The sequence below is a fragment of the Streptomyces sp. NPDC050535 genome (assembly GCF_044457665.1).
GTDB lineage: Bacteria > Actinomycetota > Actinomycetes > Streptomycetales > Streptomycetaceae > Streptomyces.
On sequence record NZ_JBITHE010000009.1, the window covers coordinates 208,993 to 224,589 of the forward strand.

A 15,597-nucleotide genomic window follows, 5' to 3' on the forward strand; every position below is an offset into this window, starting at 1 on the left:
CCTACCGCACAAGCGGACATGGCCAACTGGTGAAAATCGGGCACGAACGGGTGCCCGCGCAACAGGAGTTGTCGTAGGGTCACCTGGGTCGTCGTGGCGGGGAACGCGGTCGAACGCCAGAAGAAGAACCGAAGAAAAACGCCGAAGAGAACACGAAGAAGACGCGGAAGAAAAGCACCAGAAGCGCGCACGCGGGAACAAAACGTACGGCACTAGGGCGCGTAAGCGGTCGTCCACGGGAGGGACTCACTCAATGGTGGCGCATTTCGGCACGAGGCTGCGCAAGGGGGCGATGACCACGGCTGTGGCCGCGGTCGCGGTCGCGGCTCTGTCCGCCTCCCAGGCCCCTGGAGCGACCACCGACGACCAGGGCAGACAGACCACCGGCGCCGACGCAGAGTCCACGCCCGATGCCGGCGGCGACGACAGCGCGACCGGCAACTCGCCCTACTACACGGACCTTCCGCCGCTGAACACCCCCAGCCCCTCGCCGACCATCGGCACCCCGGTCTCCGTCGGCGAAGCCGAGGCCGGGATACCCGCGACCGTCCTTGACGCCTACAAGCAGGCCGCGGCCTCGCTGACCGCGTCCAAGGCCGGTTGCAACCTGCCCTGGGAACTCCTCGCCGCCATCGGCAAGGTCGAGTCGGGCCAGGCCCGAGGCGGCAACGTCGACGCCCAGGGCGACACGCTCACACCGATCCTCGGCCCGGTCCTGAACGGCGAGGGCTTCGCGAACATCGGTGACACCGACGGCGGCGCGTACGACGGCGACAGCACCTACGACCGCGCGGTCGGCCCGATGCAGTTCATCCCCTCCACCTGGGAGTGGGCGGGCCGCGACGGCAACGGCGACGGCAAGAAGAACCCGAACAACATCTACGACGCGGCGCTCGCCGCGGGCGGCTACCTGTGCCGGTTCGGCTGGGACCTGTCCGACGAGGCCGACCTGCACACCGCGATCCTCAGCTACAACAACTCCACGGAGTACCTCAACACGGTCCTGTCGTGGCTGGAGTACTACCGCGAGGGCACCCACGAGGTGCCGGACGGCACCGGCACGCTGCCCTCGAACCGCAGCGACGGCTCCGACGGCGTCACCACCTCGCCGAGCGTGACGCCCAGCACGCCGAACACCCCGTCGCCGAGCACGCCGAGCACGCCGAAGCCCACCCCGCCGAAGGGCGACGGTTCCGCGAGCCCCGTCCCGACGCTGCCCGCCACGCCCATCCCCAGCCCTACCCCCACCCCCACGCAGACGGTGGACCACCTGGAGGACGCGGGCACCGGGACGCTCACCGCGACGGCCGGTGACTCCTTCGGCGAGCGGGTCGCGGTGCGGACCGAGACCTCGGCGGGCAAGGCGGTCGCGAAGGTCCGGGTACGGTTCACGATCGTCGGCGCCGCCACGGACGCCACCTTCACCGGCGGCGAGACCGTCGCCACGGTCGTCACCGACAGCAAGGGCACGGCCACCGCGCCCGCGCTCGTCGCGGGCGAGAAGACCGGCTCCTTCACCGTGCGCACCAGCGTCGTGGGCCGCACGCTGACCGGCCTCGACTTCACCGCGAGCGTCACCGCCCGTCAGGCCGACGCCCTCGCGCGCACCACCACGACCGCGCTGACCTGCGTGCCGGGCGGCGAGTTCGCGGACCCGGTCGAGGTGAAGGCCACCTACAACGGTGCCGTGGCCGGCAAGGTCGCCGCCACCGCCACGCTCATCACCTCGGCGGACGACGCGACCGTGAACGACAAGGGCCCGTACTTCAAGGACGCGGCCGGCAACCAGGTACGCACCCTCGCGGACCTCACCACGGACGCCGACGGCCTGCTGAAGCTCCCGCAGCTGTACGCGGACGACACCACCGGCACGTTCCAGCTCCGCGTCACCACCACCGGCGGCGCGACGCTGACCATCGAACTGACGGTGGCCGCGCCGGCCACCCCGGAGCCGACGGCCACGGCCACCCCGTAGTCGCCACCCGCACGGTCAGGGCGCCCCTCCGCTTCCCGCGGAGGGGCGCCCTTGTTGTGTGTGCGACGTGTTCTCATCTCGCCCCGCCGTTGCTACGGTGCCGGACCTGACGACGTATCAGCTCCTGGCCCCCGGGGAGGCCCGCATGCGTGCCCTCATCGCCGCCGCCACCGGTCTCGCCGCGGCGCTCGTCCTGGTGCTCACCATGACGGCCATGGGCTCACCGGCCGGCGAGACCTCGCCGAAGCCGCTGCTCACCACCGTGCCCACACACCCGTAACGCACCGGTTCCACGCCACCGGCAACGCACCGGCCCCACGCACCCGGCCAGGCACAGGGAGGACGCCACCATGCGCCGCAAGGTCAGCCTGATCCTGCTCGCCCTCGCCGTGTTCTTCGCGGCGCTGTCCCCCCTGCTGCGCTGGTACGCCTTCCCGCGCGTGGCCAAGGTCCCCGCCGACCAGTACCAGGACATGGTCCTGGAGGCGAAGGACGCCACCCTCCTCGACTACGGCACCATGACCGCGAAGAAGGTCCCCAAGGTCACCGTCGTACAGACCCTCAAGGGCAACGTCGAGGCCTCCGAGAAGATCGAGAGGACCGCGGGCCGTGACGTCGTCGTCTGGGACTCGCTCTCCTACGTCCAGGGCCCCGACGGCGAGATGGTCTCCAAGCTCCCCGAGCGGTACATCTTCGACGCGCACACCCAGGAGCCCGTCCACGCCACCGGCGAGTCGGTCGACGGCGAGCCCGTCACCCGCGAGGGCATCGAGTTCAAGTGGCCCTTCCTGACGGAGAAAAGGGACTACGAGTACTTCGACGCGCAGACCCGCACCTCGGCCCCCATCCACTACGAGGGCACCCGGGACTTCCGGGGCGTAGACGTTTACTACTTCGAGCAGACCATCCCCTGGACCAAGGTCGAGTTCCCGAAGATCCTGCCCGTGGAAGGCGTCACCCCGGACTCGATCGCCAAGTCGGGCACCACCCGCTGGTACACCACGGTGCGCAGGTTCTGGGTGGAGCCGGTCACCGGAGCGCCCGTCTACGGCGAGGAGATCCACCGGGAGGAGCTGCGCGGCGGCACCCTCCTCGGGGACCGCGACAAGGTGACCGCCTTCTCCGGGCACGTGAAGATGCGCGAGGACTACATCGATTACACGGTCGACCTGGTCAAGTCGAACCGCACCGTGGTCCTGCTGATGACCACGTACCTCCCCTGGGGCTTCCTGATCCTGGGCGCGGGACTCCTGACGCTCTCCCTCTACCTGGAGGCCCGCAGCCGCCGCCCCCGTGACCCCGCGCGCGCGGACGCGGTGGAACCGGATCCGGTCAGCGCCTGAGCCGTGCGTTCGTGTACCGCGTCGGCTCGGCGGTCGCCGGGTCCTCGGGCCACGGATGCTTCGGATAGCGCCCGCGCAGCTCGGCCCGTACGGCCTTGTAGCCGTCCCGCCAGAACGAGGCCAGGTCGGCGGTCACCGCGGCGGGCCGCCCCGCGGGCGACAGCAGATGCACGAGCACGGGCACCCCGGCGACGGCGGGGGAGGCGTGCAGGCCGAACATCTCCTGCAACTTGACGGCGAGTACGGGCTGTTCGGGGTCGGTGTAGTCGATCCGGATCCTGGATCCGCTGGGTACCGCGATCCGCTCGGGGGCGAGCTCGTCCAGACGGGCCGCTTCCCCGGTCGCCCAGGGCAGCAGGAGGTTGAGCGCCTGACCGGCGTCGACGCGCGCCAGGTCGGCCCGCCGCCGGGCGCGGCTCAGCTCCGGCTCCAGCCACTCGTCCACGCGCGCGTGCAGCGCTTCGTCGGAGACATCGGGCCACGGGGCGCCCAGGTGCAGCCGCAGGAACGCGAGCCGCCGCCGCAGCACTTCGGCGTCCGGTGACCAGCGCAGCAGGCCGAGCCCGTCCTCCCGCAGCCCTTCGAGCAGCGCGTCCCGTACGAGCCCGGCGTCCGCCTTCTTGAGCGGCCGCACCGCCAGCTCCACGGCCCCGAGCCGCTCGACCCGCCGCGCGACGACGTCGCCGTCGGCCCAGTGGACCTCCTCGCCCGCGGAGCGCAGGGGCGCCGCGGCCCGCAGCGCGGTCTCCTCGTCGATGACGGCGGCGAGCCGCACGCGCGCGTGCCCGGCGCCGACGGGGCGGTCCGCGACAGCCACCGCGAGCCAGGGCGCCCCGCGCAGCCCCGAACCGTCCCCCACCTCGGCCCGGGTCCCCGACACCATGAGGTACGAGCCGCCCTGGGCCCGCGCGACCCGTTCGGGGAACGCCAGGGCGGCGACGAGCCCGGCCACCCTGTCGTCCCCCGCGTCGGAGGATGTGCGACGGGCGGGCGGACCGGACAGGGACGTGGACGACGTGCGCAGCCGGCGTGACTCCGTGCGCCAGCGGGCCGCGTAGGAGTCGCCCCCGCGCCGGGCCGTCCGCCAGGCCGCCGCCAGATCGTCGCCGTACTCCCGTGGCGGTTCCTCGCTCAGGAGGGCGACCACCTCGGCCGCCCGGTCCGCGCCGACCTCGGGCGCCGCGTCCAGCAGGGCCCTGGCGAGCCGCGGGTGCAGGCCGAGCCGGGACATCCGTACCCCTCGCTCCGTCGCCCGCCCCGCGGGGTCGACGGCCCCCACGGCCGACAGGACCGAGTGCGCCGCGGCCATCGCCCCGGCCGGCGGCGGGTCGAGGAGCGCGAGTCCACTCGCGTCCGGATCGCCCCAGCAGGCCGCCTGGAGGGCGAAAGCCGTCAGGTCGGCCACCTTGATCTCCGGCGCGGGGAAGCGGGGCAGACGCGCGTCCTCCGCCTCGGACCAGCAGCGGTACACCCGTCCCGGCGCCTCACGTCCGGCCCGCCCCGCTCGCTGCCGACCGGCCGCCTGCGAGGCCCGCACGGTCGCCAGCGCGCTCAGCCCGCGCGCGTGGTCAACCCGTGGCTCCCGCGCGAGCCCCGAGTCGACGACCACGCGCACCCCGGGAACTGTCAGCGACGACTCGGCGACGGAGGTGGCCAGGACCACCCGGCGCCCCGCCCCGCCCGACAGGACCGCGTCCTGCACGGCGGCCGGCGCCCGGCCGTGCACCTGGAGCACCTCGACACCGCCGAGATGCCCCAACTGCCCGGCGACGCGCGCGATCTCGCCGACCCCGGGCAGGAAGCACAGGACGTCCCCCTCGTGCTCGGCCAGCGCCCGGCGCACCGTCGACGCCACGTGGGTGAGCAGGACCGGGTCCACCCGCATCCCATGGGGCGGCCGCACCGGGCGTGCGGGCGGCGCCCACACCACCTCGACCGGATACGAGATCCCCTGGGCCTCGATCACCGGCGCGCCGCCCAGCAGCCGCGCCCACCCCTCGGCGTCGGTGGTCGCGGACGCGGCCACGAGCCGCAGCTCGGGGCGCAGCGCGGCCCGTACGTCGACCAGGAAGGCGGCCACCGTGTCGGCGTCCAGATGCCGTTCGTGGCACTCGTCGAGCACGACCACGTCGACGCCCGCCAACTCCTGGTCCCGCTGGAGCCGTTGCAGCAGCACACCGGTCGTGACGACCTCCACGCGCGCGCGTGGACCCACCACACGCTCGCCGCGCACGGTGAAGCCGACGCTCTCGCCGACCTTCTCCCCGAGCAGCCACGCCATCCGCCGCGCGGCCGCACGCGCGGCGATGCGGCGCGGCTCGGCGACGACGACCCGGCGTGCCGGGCCCGCGTCCAGCAGCCCGGCGAGTGCCAGCGGCACGAGAGTCGTCTTGCCGGTGCCGGGCGGCGCGACGAGGACCGCCGTGCCGTGCGCCTCCAGGGAGGCGCTCAGGCCGGGCAGCGCCCCGCGTACGGGCAGCGGGTCCAGGGCGTCGTATCGGATCACCCGCTCAGTCTCTCCCCCAGCCTCCGGCCGGGGGTGCCCCCATCTCGCTTCGCTCGCACACGAAGATCGCCGTGCCCGGGATCAGGTTCCCGCGCAACGGCGACCAGCCGCCCCACTCCTGGGTGTTCCACGCGGGCCACTCCGGTTCGACGATGTCGAGGAGACGGAAGCCGCCGGCCACGACGTCGCGGACCCGGTCGCCGACGGTCCTGTGGTGTTCGACGTACACCGCGCCGCCGTCCTCGTCCTGCTCCACGTACGGAGTGCGGTCGAAGTATGAGGAGGCGACCGACAGGCCCTCGGGGCCCGGTTCGTCGGGGAAGGCCCACCGGACCGGGTGCGTCACGGAGAAGACGAAACGGCCGCCGGGGCGCAGCACCCGACGCACCTCGCGCAGCACGCGGACCGGCTCGGCGACGAACGGCAGCGCGCCGTACGCCGAGCACGCGAGGTCGAAGGATCCGTCGGCGAACGGCAGGGCGCTCGCGTCGGCCTCCACCAGGGGAACGGTCCCGCCGATGCGCAGCGCGTGCTGGAGCTGGCGGTGGGAGAGGTCCAGGGCCACCGGACGCGCGCCCTGGCCGGCCAGCCAGCGCGAGCACTGGGCCGCGCCCGCGCCGATCTCCAGGATGTCCTTGTCCTTGAGGTCCTCGGGCGGGCCGAGGAGTTCGGCCTCCACCTCGTCGAGGCCCTCGGGGCACCACACGAAGCGGTCGTCCCCGAGGAAGGTGCCGTGCTCGGTCTGGTAGTCGTCCGCGTTCCGGTCCCACCAGCCGCGGTTGGCACGGGAACTCTCCGTGCCGTCCGCGTCGCGCCGGGTGGCTTCGGGTTCGAACGGTTCGGGCTCTTGGATGATCGGCTCCCTCGTATTAGTCTGCGGTCTCTTCCGCCCGGCCGGTCCCGGGAACGTCACGGCAGGGGCCGAGTACGGCCCGCGTGGCCTCGTGAGACTGGTCGTGTGCCGGGTATGCGGCGATCCGCCCCGGGTGTGCGCCTTCGCGCATTGACCCTGTCCGGCTGCCCCCGTATGCTACAAGTTGCGCTGCGGGCCTGCGCGCCTCAGACGTAGCAGGTCGCGCTCGCATCTGTATGTATGTCCCCTCGGTTGTCGAGGCGCCACCGGCGGTGTTTGGTCACAAGCACCCTCCGGATTCGGCGCTTCCTTGGCTGTCCGGCCGTCTGCAGAGCGAAACGGGCTCCCGGCGTAAGCAGTACCTACGACTCACTGTCCGTACCGGAGCCCTTTCCCACATGACGAGCAGCACCGAGACCACCGCCACCACTCCGCAGGTTGCGGTCAACGACATCGGTGACGAGGAAGCATTCCTCGCAGCGATCGACGCGACGATCAAGTACTTCAACGATGGCGACATCGTGGATGGCGTCATCGTCAAGGTTGACCGGGACGAGGTTCTCCTCGACATCGGTTACAAGACCGAAGGCGTGATCCCGAGCCGCGAGCTCTCGATCAAGCACGACGTCGACCCGAACGAGGTTGTCGCCGTCGGCGACGAGATCGAGGCCCTGGTCCTCCAGAAGGAGGACAAGGAAGGCCGCCTCATCCTGTCCAAGAAGCGCGCTCAGTACGAGCGGGCCTGGGGCACGATCGAGAAGATCAAGGAAGAAGACGGCATCGTCACCGGTACCGTCATCGAGGTCGTCAAGGGTGGTCTCATCCTCGACATCGGCCTCCGTGGCTTCCTGCCGGCCTCCCTCGTCGAGATGCGCCGCGTCCGCGACCTCCAGCCGTACGTGGGCAAGGAGCTCGAGGCCAAGATCATCGAGCTGGACAAGAACCGCAACAACGTGGTCCTGTCCCGCCGTGCCTGGCTCGAGCAGACCCAGTCCGAGGTCCGCCAGACGTTCCTCACGACCCTGCAGAAGGGTCAGGTCCGCTCCGGCGTCGTCTCCTCGATCGTCAACTTCGGTGCGTTCGTGGACCTGGGTGGCGTCGACGGTCTGGTCCACGTCTCCGAGCTCTCCTGGAAGCACATCGACCACCCCTCCGAGGTTGTCGAGGTCGGCCAGGAAGTCACCGTCGAGGTTCTCGACGTCGACATGGACCGCGAGCGTGTCTCCCTGTCGCTCAAGGCGACGCAGGAAGACCCGTGGCAGCAGTTCGCCCGCACGCACCAGATCGGTCAGGTCGTCCCGGGTAAGGTCACGAAGCTCGTTCCGTTCGGTGCGTTCGTCCGCGTGGACGAGGGCATCGAGGGTCTGGTCCACATCTCCGAGCTGGCCGAGCGCCACGTGGAGATCCCGGAGCAGGTCGTCCAGGTCAACGACGAGATCTTCGTCAAGGTCATCGACATCGACCTCGAGCGCCGCCGCATCAGCCTCTCGCTGAAGCAGGCCAACGAGGCCTTCGGTGCCGACCCGGCCTCGGTCGACTTCGACCCGACGCTGTACGGCATGGCCGCGTCGTACGACGACCAGGGCAACTACATCTACCCCGAGGGCTTCGACCCCGAGACCAACGACTGGCTCGAGGGCTTCGAATCCCAGCGTGAGGTGTGGGAGACCCAGTACGCCGAGGCGCAGCAGCGCTTCGAGCAGCACCAGGCGCAGGTCATCAAGTCCCGCGAGGCGGACGCGCAGGCCGAGGCCGAGGGCGTTGCCGCCCCCGCCGCCGGTCCTGCCGCGGGTGCCTCGAGTGGTGGTTCGTACTCCTCGGAGTCCGACGACACCTCCGGCGCCCTGGCGTCGGACGAGGCGCTGGCCGCCCTCCGCGAGAAGCTGGCCGGAGGCCAGAGCTGATCGCTTGATTCGGCTTCAGCCGAATACCGCGGGCCCGCACCCTTCTGGGTGCGGGCCCGCGGTGCGTTGTGCCCTGCGCCTTCCGGCCTGTGCCGGGGTTCGCCGCGCCGCTGAGCTCACGGAAACGTGGCGGATACACCAGCAACGGACCTGCCGTAACGGGGTGTTGGGAGGCTTCCTCGGTCGCTCAAGATCGAAAGAGGAGGCGGAGTCATGGCAGAACTTCTCGGCGGGCCGGGCGCGAGCCGGCGTTCCTTCCTGCGCAACGTGGGTCTCACCGGTGGCGCGGGCGCGATGTTCGCGACCATGGGAGCCCTCGGCCTCGCGCCCACCGCGCAGGCCGCTCAGCGTGAACAGCCTTTCCGTGCCCCGAATCCGAGCGACTTCACCCTCACCGGGCGCGGCGCCGCCAAGGTCGTCATCGTCGGCGGCGGCATCGCCGGACTCGCGGCCGCCTACGAACTCGGCAAAGCCGGCTACGACTGTACGGTCCTGGAGGCCAGGGACCGTACCGGCGGCCGTAACTTCACGGTCCGCGGCGGCGACTCGACCACCGACCTCTACGGCAACACCCAGAAGGCCCGCTTCAGCGAGGGCCAGTACATGAACGCCGGCCCCGCCCGGCTCCCGCAGTGGATGGTCACCCTCGACTACTGCCGCGAACTCGGTGTCCCCGTAGAGGTGTTCACCAACACGAACGCGGACGCGTACATCTACAACGAGTCGGCGGGCATGACCAGGCCGACGCGGTACCGGACCGCGAAGGCCGACGTCTACGGCTATGTCTCCGAACTGCTCGCCAAGGCCACCGACAAGGGCGCCCTCGACAAGGAGCTGACCGCCACCGACCAGGAGAAGCTCGTCGAGTTCCTCAAGGACTTCGGGGAGTTGGGCGACACACTCGCCTACGAGGGCGGCGAACGCCGCGGCTACACCACGGTCCCGGCCGCCGCCGGAACCCCGGGCGTGCTCCTCGGCGATGTCCCCTCCGCCTCCGAGGTCTTCGCCAGCGGGGTGGGCCGCTACTTCTCCTTCGAGTTCGGCTTCGACCAGGCGATGCTGATGTTCCAGCCGGTGGGCGGCATGGACCGGATACCGCGCGCGCTCACGAAGGCGATCGGGGCCCACCGCATACGTACAGGGGCGGCCGTTTCCAGAATCACCGACAAGGGGAGTGGCGTTAAGGTCACTTACACCCAGGGTGGCCGCACCGGATCCCTCGACGCCGACTACTGCATCGGCGCCCTGCCGCCCAACATCCTCGCCAAGATCCCGCACAACCTCGGCACGGGGGTGCAGACGGCCCTTCAGGCGATCACTCCCTCGTCGGCGGGCAAGATCGGGCTTGAGTACCGTTCCCGCTGGTGGGAGCTTGATCACAGGATCTACGGCGGCATCACGGAGACCGACCTGGACGTCTCGCACATCTGGCATCCGTCGTACGGTTTCCACGGCGAGCGCGGCGTGATGATCGGCTACTACAACTACGGCGGCGACGCGGACTCGTACGCGAAGCTCACCCCCAAGGGGCGCGAGGAGCGCGCGGTGGCGGTGGGCGTGAAGATCTACGGCGAGAAGTACCGCACCGAACTCGCCTCCTCCTTCTCGCACCACTGGCGCCAGACACCCCACCTGGAGGCCGCCTGGCACAGCACTCCCGGCGGTCCCGACCATGCCCGCTACAAACCCCTCACCCAGCCCACCGGACGTGTCCTGTTCGCGGGCGACTGGCTCAGCTACACCGATGCCTGGCAGCACGGCGCCTTCACGTCCGCCCGGAACGCGGTCACCGCGCTGCACGCGCGCGTCCTGTCCGCCTAGGCGCTCGGTTCCGCCGTCCGCGGGCGGAGGCTGAAAAGTCGGTAAGAGGTCCTCGTGCGGGGCGCGGGCGGGGAATGCCCGTGCTCCGCACCATGTTGTGCAGTACGAACACGAGGAGGAGCGGTCACAGTGCTTGATCCGCAGGGTTTGTACGCATGGGAGCCGAAGGGCTTGGCTGTTGTCGACATGGCGCTCGCCCAGGAGTCGGCAGGACTGGTCATGCTCTACCACTTCGACGGATACATCGACGCGGGCGAGACCGGCGACCAGATCGTCGACCGGCTGCTCGACTCGCTGCCCCACCAGGTCGTGGCCCGTTTCGACCACGACCGGCTCGTCGACTACCGGGCCCGGCGTCCGCTGCTGACGTTCAAGCGCGACCGCTGGACCGACTACGAGGAGCCGACCCTCGACGTACGGCTCGTACAGGACGCCACCGGCGCGCCCTTCCTGCTCCTCTCCGGCCCCGAGCCGGACGTCGAGTGGGAGCGCTTCGCCGCCGCCGTCCAGCAGATCGTGGAGCGGCTCGGCGTGCGCCTTTCCGTGAACTTCCACGGCATCCCGATGGGCGTCCCGCACACGCGCCCCGTGGGCCTCACCCCGCACGGCAACCGCACCGACCTGGTGCCGGGCCACCGCAGCCCCTTCGATGAGGCGCAGGTGCCCGGAAGCGCCGAGGCGCTGGTCGAGTACCGCCTCATGGAGGCCGGCCACGACGTCCTCGGGGTCGCCGCGCACGTGCCGCACTACATCGCCCGGTCCGCCTATCCCGACGCCGCGCTGACCGTCCTGGAGTCGATCACCGCCGCGACCGGCCTGGTGCTCCCCGCGATCGCGCACTCCCTGCGCACCGAGGCGCACCGCACGCAGACCGAGATCGACCGGCAGATCCAGGAGGGCGACGAGGAGCTCGTCGCTCTCGTCCAGGGCCTTGAGCACCAGTTCGACGCCGCTGCGGGCGCCGAGTCGCGGGGCAACATGCTCGCCGAGCCGGTGGACATCCCGTCCGCGGACGAGATCGGGCAGGAGTTCGAGCGGTTCCTGGCGGAGCGGGAGGGCGAGGGCTGACCTCGCCCGGGGGTCCGGTCCCATTCGGGGCCGAGCACATGGAGGCGGACGCCGTGCGGGGGTTGCACGCCGTGCGGGGCCGACCTCGTGCGGGGGCTCACAGCCCCGCTGTCAGAGGCAGGCCCTAAGCTTCTCGGCATGCTGAAGGTGGGCCTGACCGGTGGAATCGGCGCCGGCAAGAGCGAGGTGTCGCGGCTGCTCGTCGAGCACGGCGCGGTGCTGATCGACGCGGACAGGATCGCGCGCGAGGTCGTCGCGCCCGGAACTCCCGGGCTCGCGGCGGTCGTCGACGCCTTCGGCGAGGACGTGCTCGCTCCGGACGGCAGCCTGGACCGCCCCAAACTCGGCTCGATCGTCTTCGCCGACCCGGAGAAGCTCGCCCTCCTCAACTCGATCGTGCACCCCTTGGTGGGCGTCCGCTCACGGGAGCTGGAAACCGCCGCCTCCGAGGACGCCGTCGTCGTGCACGACGTGCCGCTGCTCGCCGAGAACGGCCTCGCGACGCTGTACGACCTCGTGATCGTCGTCGACGCCCCACCCGAGACCCAGCTCGACCGGCTCATACGGCTGCGCGGCATGACCGAGCAGGACGCCCGCGCGCGCATGGCCGCCCAGGCCACCCGTGAAAAGCGCCTGGAGATCGCGGACGTCGTCATCGACAACGACGTACCTCTCGAGGAGCTGGAGCGGCGCGTCCGGGACGTATGGGCAGACCTCGTGGAGCGAGCGTCCGGTACGAACTGAGAGACAGGTGGGGGACTGATCGTACTCGCCGCTCCGACGGCCCTGGGGGGTCTGGTGGCGCTGCTTGCCGGGGCGTACGGCCTACGGCAGACCCGGCGCATCAGCGCGGCGGGGCACGTCACCCAGGCGCTGGTGAAACCTCCGCAACCGGGTCTGGACCGACCGTCGCTCCAGTTCGAGACCGCGGACGGACGAGTCGTGGAGGCCGGATCCCCGGTGCCGCGCAGCCGACGCCGGCCACTGCCCGAAGGCGAGTACATACTTCTCGCGTACGACGCCGACGACCCGCGTCAGACGGTACTGCTCGGGAACGAACGCTCCGGAGCGGACTGGGTCTTCGTCGCGGCAGGCGGCGCGCTGATCCTGCTGGGTCTGGTGTTCGGGCTGCTCGCTCTGTGACGGTCGGCGACCGAAGCGGCATGACGACCATGGGATCGGGACACCTGCCGATGGGATCGCGATGAGGACATGGGATCGGGACGACGACCATGGAATAGGGTCTGGCGATCCGCGCGTTGAAACGGTGCAGTGAGGGAAGGAGTCAGCCGTGCCCGAGACCAGCGGTTCCACCGGACGTACTCCGGAGACGCATGTCATCGACTTCCGTGCCGCCGAGCAATTGCTCGCCGCCCGTGATCCGCGGGGCGCGGTGAAGTTGCTCGACTCGGTCATCGACGCGCACCCGGAGAACACGGCCGCGCGGCTGCTGCGCGCGCGTGCCTTCTTCGCCGCCGCGCAACTGCGCCCCGCCGAGCTGGAGTTCACGATCGTCCTGGAGCGCGAGCCGGACAACGCGTTCGCGCACTTCGCGATCGCCCGCACCTACGAGCGTCAGCTCCGCCCCGAGCAGGCGAAACGGCACTTCAGGCTGGCGGCGGCGCTCGACCCGAATCCCCGGTATCTGGAAGCGGCACGCTTCGACTCGTAGATGGGCCGCTGGTCATGGGCCATGGGTCGTCATGAGCCGCGGGTCGCGGGTCATGGGTCACTGTGATCCGGTGGGCTGTACGGCGGGACGTCGCGGCCCGGCTGATAGCGCGGGCCCTGACGGATGTGTCGTAGGACGATGACCATGTCCACGGTGACGATCAGCCACAGCGCACCGCAGGCGGCCGCCCATCCGGGGCGTCCTGCCAGGGCGAACCCGGCGGTCCCCGCGGACGCCCAGATCAGGCCCCAGGCGCTCAGCCAGAAACGCATCCGCAGAGCACTGCGCGCTGTCGTCGGTTCACTGCCTGTACGCATCCCGATCACCACTCCTATCGGAAAAACGTACTCTTCGTGGTGCATGTTCACCATGGGACAGCGGTCCGAGGACGGGGGAGGGCGACGTGCTGCTGGAAGCGCTGCGAGCGGACGCGAGACTGGCCGACTGGCTGAGGGACCTGGAGAGCGAGGACGTTCCCCAGGTGGAGGTGCTGCTGCCGGACGCCGAGGAACTGCCGGACGTCCTGCTCGACCTCGCTGTGGCCCATGAACACATCAACGAACTCGTCGCGCTGCGTGCCCGGTTGGTGACGGACGCGGACGCGATGGCGCTCCTCACGCTGTGCGTCAGCCGCTTCGTGCGGAACTTGGGGGAGGTCGGCAGGGCTTGGGCGCCGCCGCAGTTCCCGGCGTCGGCGGGTGCGCTGGGGCGTTGTTTCCACCTTTTCGTCTTTGTCGCGGCGTTCCCGTTCGTGCGCGAGTACCACCGCTCCCGCGGTGTCCCGGACGACGTGTCCCGGCGTACTCTCGCCGACCTCGGACGGCAGGTGGCCGTGCACCACAGAAGGCTCGGTACGCCAGGGCTGCTCTTTCCGGAGTGGATCGCCCTGCACTTCCACGGTGAGCTGTTCCAGCTGGGCCGGCTCCAGTTCGAGCGGGCGCGACTGGGGCAGCGGATGGGGCAGGCCCTCGCGTCGGCGGGTTCGGACGCCGGGCCGGGCGACCCCTGTCTGAGCCTGCACATCAGCGACTTCCGCGGCCCCTTGTCGCCCGTCGCCTGTGACCGTTCGCTCGCCCTGGCGCGGGAGTTCTTCGCGCTGCACTATCCCGACGAGCGCTACGACGTCGCCGTCTGCCACTCGTGGCTGCTCGATCAGCAGCTCAGGCGATATCTGCCGGCGTACTCCAACATCGTCCGCTTCCAGGACCGGTTCGAGGTGGCCTACGAGGAGACCACCCCGGACGACGGGATGCCCGTCGGGTTCGTCTTCGGTGATCCCGAGCTGCCGGTGGCGGAACTGCCGCGCCGCAACAGTGTCGAGCGGGCGGTGGGGGACCATCTGCGGGCGGGTGGGCATTGGTATGGGGGGCATGGCTGGTTCGCCTTGTGACCTGGGCCTTTCGGCTGCGCCTTCGACCGTTTGGTTACGGCCTCGACGGTTTGGTTGCGACATGGACCGTTTGCTTGCGTTCCGGGGCGTGCGGGTTGTGATTCGGGCCGTTGATGATCCGGACTGGTGTGCGTCGAACGGTTCACTCGAACGAGTGGTGGTGGGTGGGAACGGGCCGACGGAGGCCGCCCGTTGGACGGGTATGAGTGTGGAGATGCGTGATGGTTATGAGGGAACCGGACCTGGTTCGATCACTCCGGACGGCTGCGCGGTCGAGCTCTACACGCGGCTGACCGTCGGGGACGAGCCGGACATCATCAGCGCGGCCGTGCCGGCGGGCGCGCGAATTCTGGAGCTGGGCAGCGGGGTGGGCCGGATGACCCACGCGCTCCTGGAGCGCGGGTTCACCGTCACGGCTGTGGACGAGTCGGCCGAGATGCTGGAGCGGGTCCGCGGGACACGCACGATATGCGGCCCGATAGAGCGCCTCGATCTGGGTGAGACGTTCGACGTGGTGCTGCTCGCGTCGTTCCTCGTGCACAGCGGGGACGTCGAGGTGCGGCGCGGGCTGCTGAAGGCCTGCGCCCGCCATGTCGCCGAAGGCGGCTGCGTGTTGATCCAGCGCGAGCCGGCCGACTCCCACACGAACGTGCCCCGCGAGCGGGTCGACCCCACCGGCTTCACCACACGGATCGTGTCCGCGGAGCCGGTCGGCGACGGGGTGGACTCGATCCACGTGGAATACCTGTTCCCGGACGCCACCTGGACGCAGACGTTCCTGTCCCGACCGCTGACGAAGCAGCAGTTCGAGGGGGCGCTGGCGGAGGCGGGGCTGAGGGTGGACCGGTATCTGACTGAGGACGAGGTGTGGGTGAGGGTGGTGAAGGGCTGAGCGCGAGGGGTTGGCTATGGCGGGAGCGGGAGTAGATGAGGGAGCAAGGGCGGGAGTGTAGGGGCAGGGGCAGGGGCTGAGGCAGGAACAGGGGGGCGGCGGGGCGTATCAAACCCCTTCTCACGCCGATGAGTTCCGGACGGCCGCTCGGTCTATCTCTGTGAAAGCAACAG

General features: G+C 70.5%; 14 protein-coding genes. 11 read left to right on the forward strand and 3 right to left on the reverse strand.

Features of this window, described 5'->3' with window-relative positions:
- Window positions 1–253 precede the first annotated feature (253 nt).
- The 3 genes from ACIBLC_RS21790 to ACIBLC_RS21800 all read left to right on the forward strand — a co-directional run bounded on the left by ACIBLC_RS21790 (window position 254) and on the right by ACIBLC_RS21800 (window position 3,318).
- On the forward strand, window positions 254–1,975 hold the full coding sequence (locus ACIBLC_RS21790) for a lytic transglycosylase domain-containing protein (RefSeq protein ID WP_399212724.1): 1,722 nt from the start codon (window positions 254–256) through the stop codon (window positions 1,973–1,975).
- A 145-nt stretch (window positions 1,976–2,120) separates the two neighbouring features.
- Window positions 2,121–2,255, forward strand: coding sequence for an SPW_0924 family protein (locus ACIBLC_RS21795; protein WP_399212725.1), 135 nt, complete (start codon window positions 2,121–2,123; stop codon window positions 2,253–2,255).
- Window positions 2,256–2,325: 70 nt separating this feature from the next.
- Window positions 2,326–3,318 (forward strand): DUF3068 domain-containing protein, encoded by a 993-nt coding sequence (locus ACIBLC_RS21800; protein WP_399212726.1) that lies wholly within the window; start codon window positions 2,326–2,328, stop codon window positions 3,316–3,318.
- Here ACIBLC_RS21800 and hrpB read toward each other — a convergent pair.
- Complete coding sequence (gene hrpB, locus ACIBLC_RS21805; RefSeq protein WP_399212727.1) at window positions 3,308–5,824, reverse strand: ATP-dependent helicase HrpB; 2,517 nt, start codon at window positions 5,822–5,824, stop codon at window positions 3,308–3,310. The two genes, ACIBLC_RS21800 and hrpB, sit on opposite strands and share 11 nt — an antisense overlap.
- Window positions 5,825–5,828: 4 nt before the next feature.
- Window positions 5,829–6,737 (reverse strand): class I SAM-dependent methyltransferase, encoded by a 909-nt coding sequence (locus ACIBLC_RS21810; RefSeq protein ID WP_399212728.1) that lies wholly within the window; start codon window positions 6,735–6,737, stop codon window positions 5,829–5,831.
- A 338-nt stretch (window positions 6,738–7,075) separates the two neighbouring features.
- Between ACIBLC_RS21810 and rpsA the strand changes: the two genes are divergently transcribed.
- The 6 genes from rpsA (at window position 7,076) to ACIBLC_RS21840 (ending at window position 13,142) form a co-directional block, all read left to right on the forward strand.
- Window positions 7,076–8,581 carry a 30S ribosomal protein S1 gene (gene rpsA / locus ACIBLC_RS21815; RefSeq protein WP_399212729.1) on the forward strand — a complete coding sequence of 502 codons (1,506 nt, stop codon included), beginning with the start codon at window positions 7,076–7,078 and terminating at the stop codon, window positions 8,579–8,581.
- 294 nt (window positions 8,582–8,875) lie between these two features.
- On the forward strand, window positions 8,876–10,402 hold the full coding sequence (locus ACIBLC_RS21820) for a flavin monoamine oxidase family protein (protein ID WP_399212850.1): 1,527 nt from the start codon (window positions 8,876–8,878) through the stop codon (window positions 10,400–10,402).
- 129 nt (window positions 10,403–10,531) lie between these two features.
- Window positions 10,532–11,470 carry a PAC2 family protein gene (locus ACIBLC_RS21825; RefSeq protein WP_399212730.1) on the forward strand — a complete coding sequence of 313 codons (939 nt, stop codon included), beginning with the start codon at window positions 10,532–10,534 and terminating at the stop codon, window positions 11,468–11,470.
- Window positions 11,471–11,608: 138 nt separating this feature from the next.
- Window positions 11,609–12,214 carry a dephospho-CoA kinase gene (gene coaE / locus ACIBLC_RS21830; RefSeq protein WP_399212731.1) on the forward strand — a complete coding sequence of 202 codons (606 nt, stop codon included), beginning with the start codon at window positions 11,609–11,611 and terminating at the stop codon, window positions 12,212–12,214.
- Window positions 12,215–12,232: 18 nt separating this feature from the next.
- On the forward strand, window positions 12,233–12,613 hold the full coding sequence (locus ACIBLC_RS21835; RefSeq protein ID WP_399212851.1) for a DUF3592 domain-containing protein: 381 nt from the start codon (window positions 12,233–12,235) through the stop codon (window positions 12,611–12,613).
- 148 nt (window positions 12,614–12,761) lie between these two features.
- On the forward strand, window positions 12,762–13,142 hold the full coding sequence (locus tag ACIBLC_RS21840) for a tetratricopeptide repeat protein (protein ID WP_399212732.1): 381 nt from the start codon (window positions 12,762–12,764) through the stop codon (window positions 13,140–13,142).
- Window positions 13,143–13,192: 50 nt separating this feature from the next.
- Here the strand turns inward: ACIBLC_RS21840 and ACIBLC_RS21845 are convergent, their stop codons facing one another.
- Complete coding sequence (locus tag ACIBLC_RS21845; protein ID WP_399212733.1) at window positions 13,193–13,459, reverse strand: DUF6343 family protein; 267 nt, start codon at window positions 13,457–13,459, stop codon at window positions 13,193–13,195.
- Between the two features lie 86 nt (window positions 13,460–13,545).
- Between ACIBLC_RS21845 and ACIBLC_RS21850 the strand changes: the two genes are divergently transcribed.
- Window positions 13,546–14,532 (forward strand): acyltransferase domain-containing protein, encoded by a 987-nt coding sequence (locus ACIBLC_RS21850; protein WP_399212735.1) that lies wholly within the window; start codon window positions 13,546–13,548, stop codon window positions 14,530–14,532.
- A 202-nt stretch (window positions 14,533–14,734) separates the two neighbouring features.
- Window positions 14,735–15,424 (forward strand): class I SAM-dependent methyltransferase, encoded by a 690-nt coding sequence (locus ACIBLC_RS21855; RefSeq protein WP_399212737.1) that lies wholly within the window; start codon window positions 14,735–14,737, stop codon window positions 15,422–15,424.
- The last annotated feature ends 173 nt before the right edge of the window (window positions 15,425–15,597 follow it).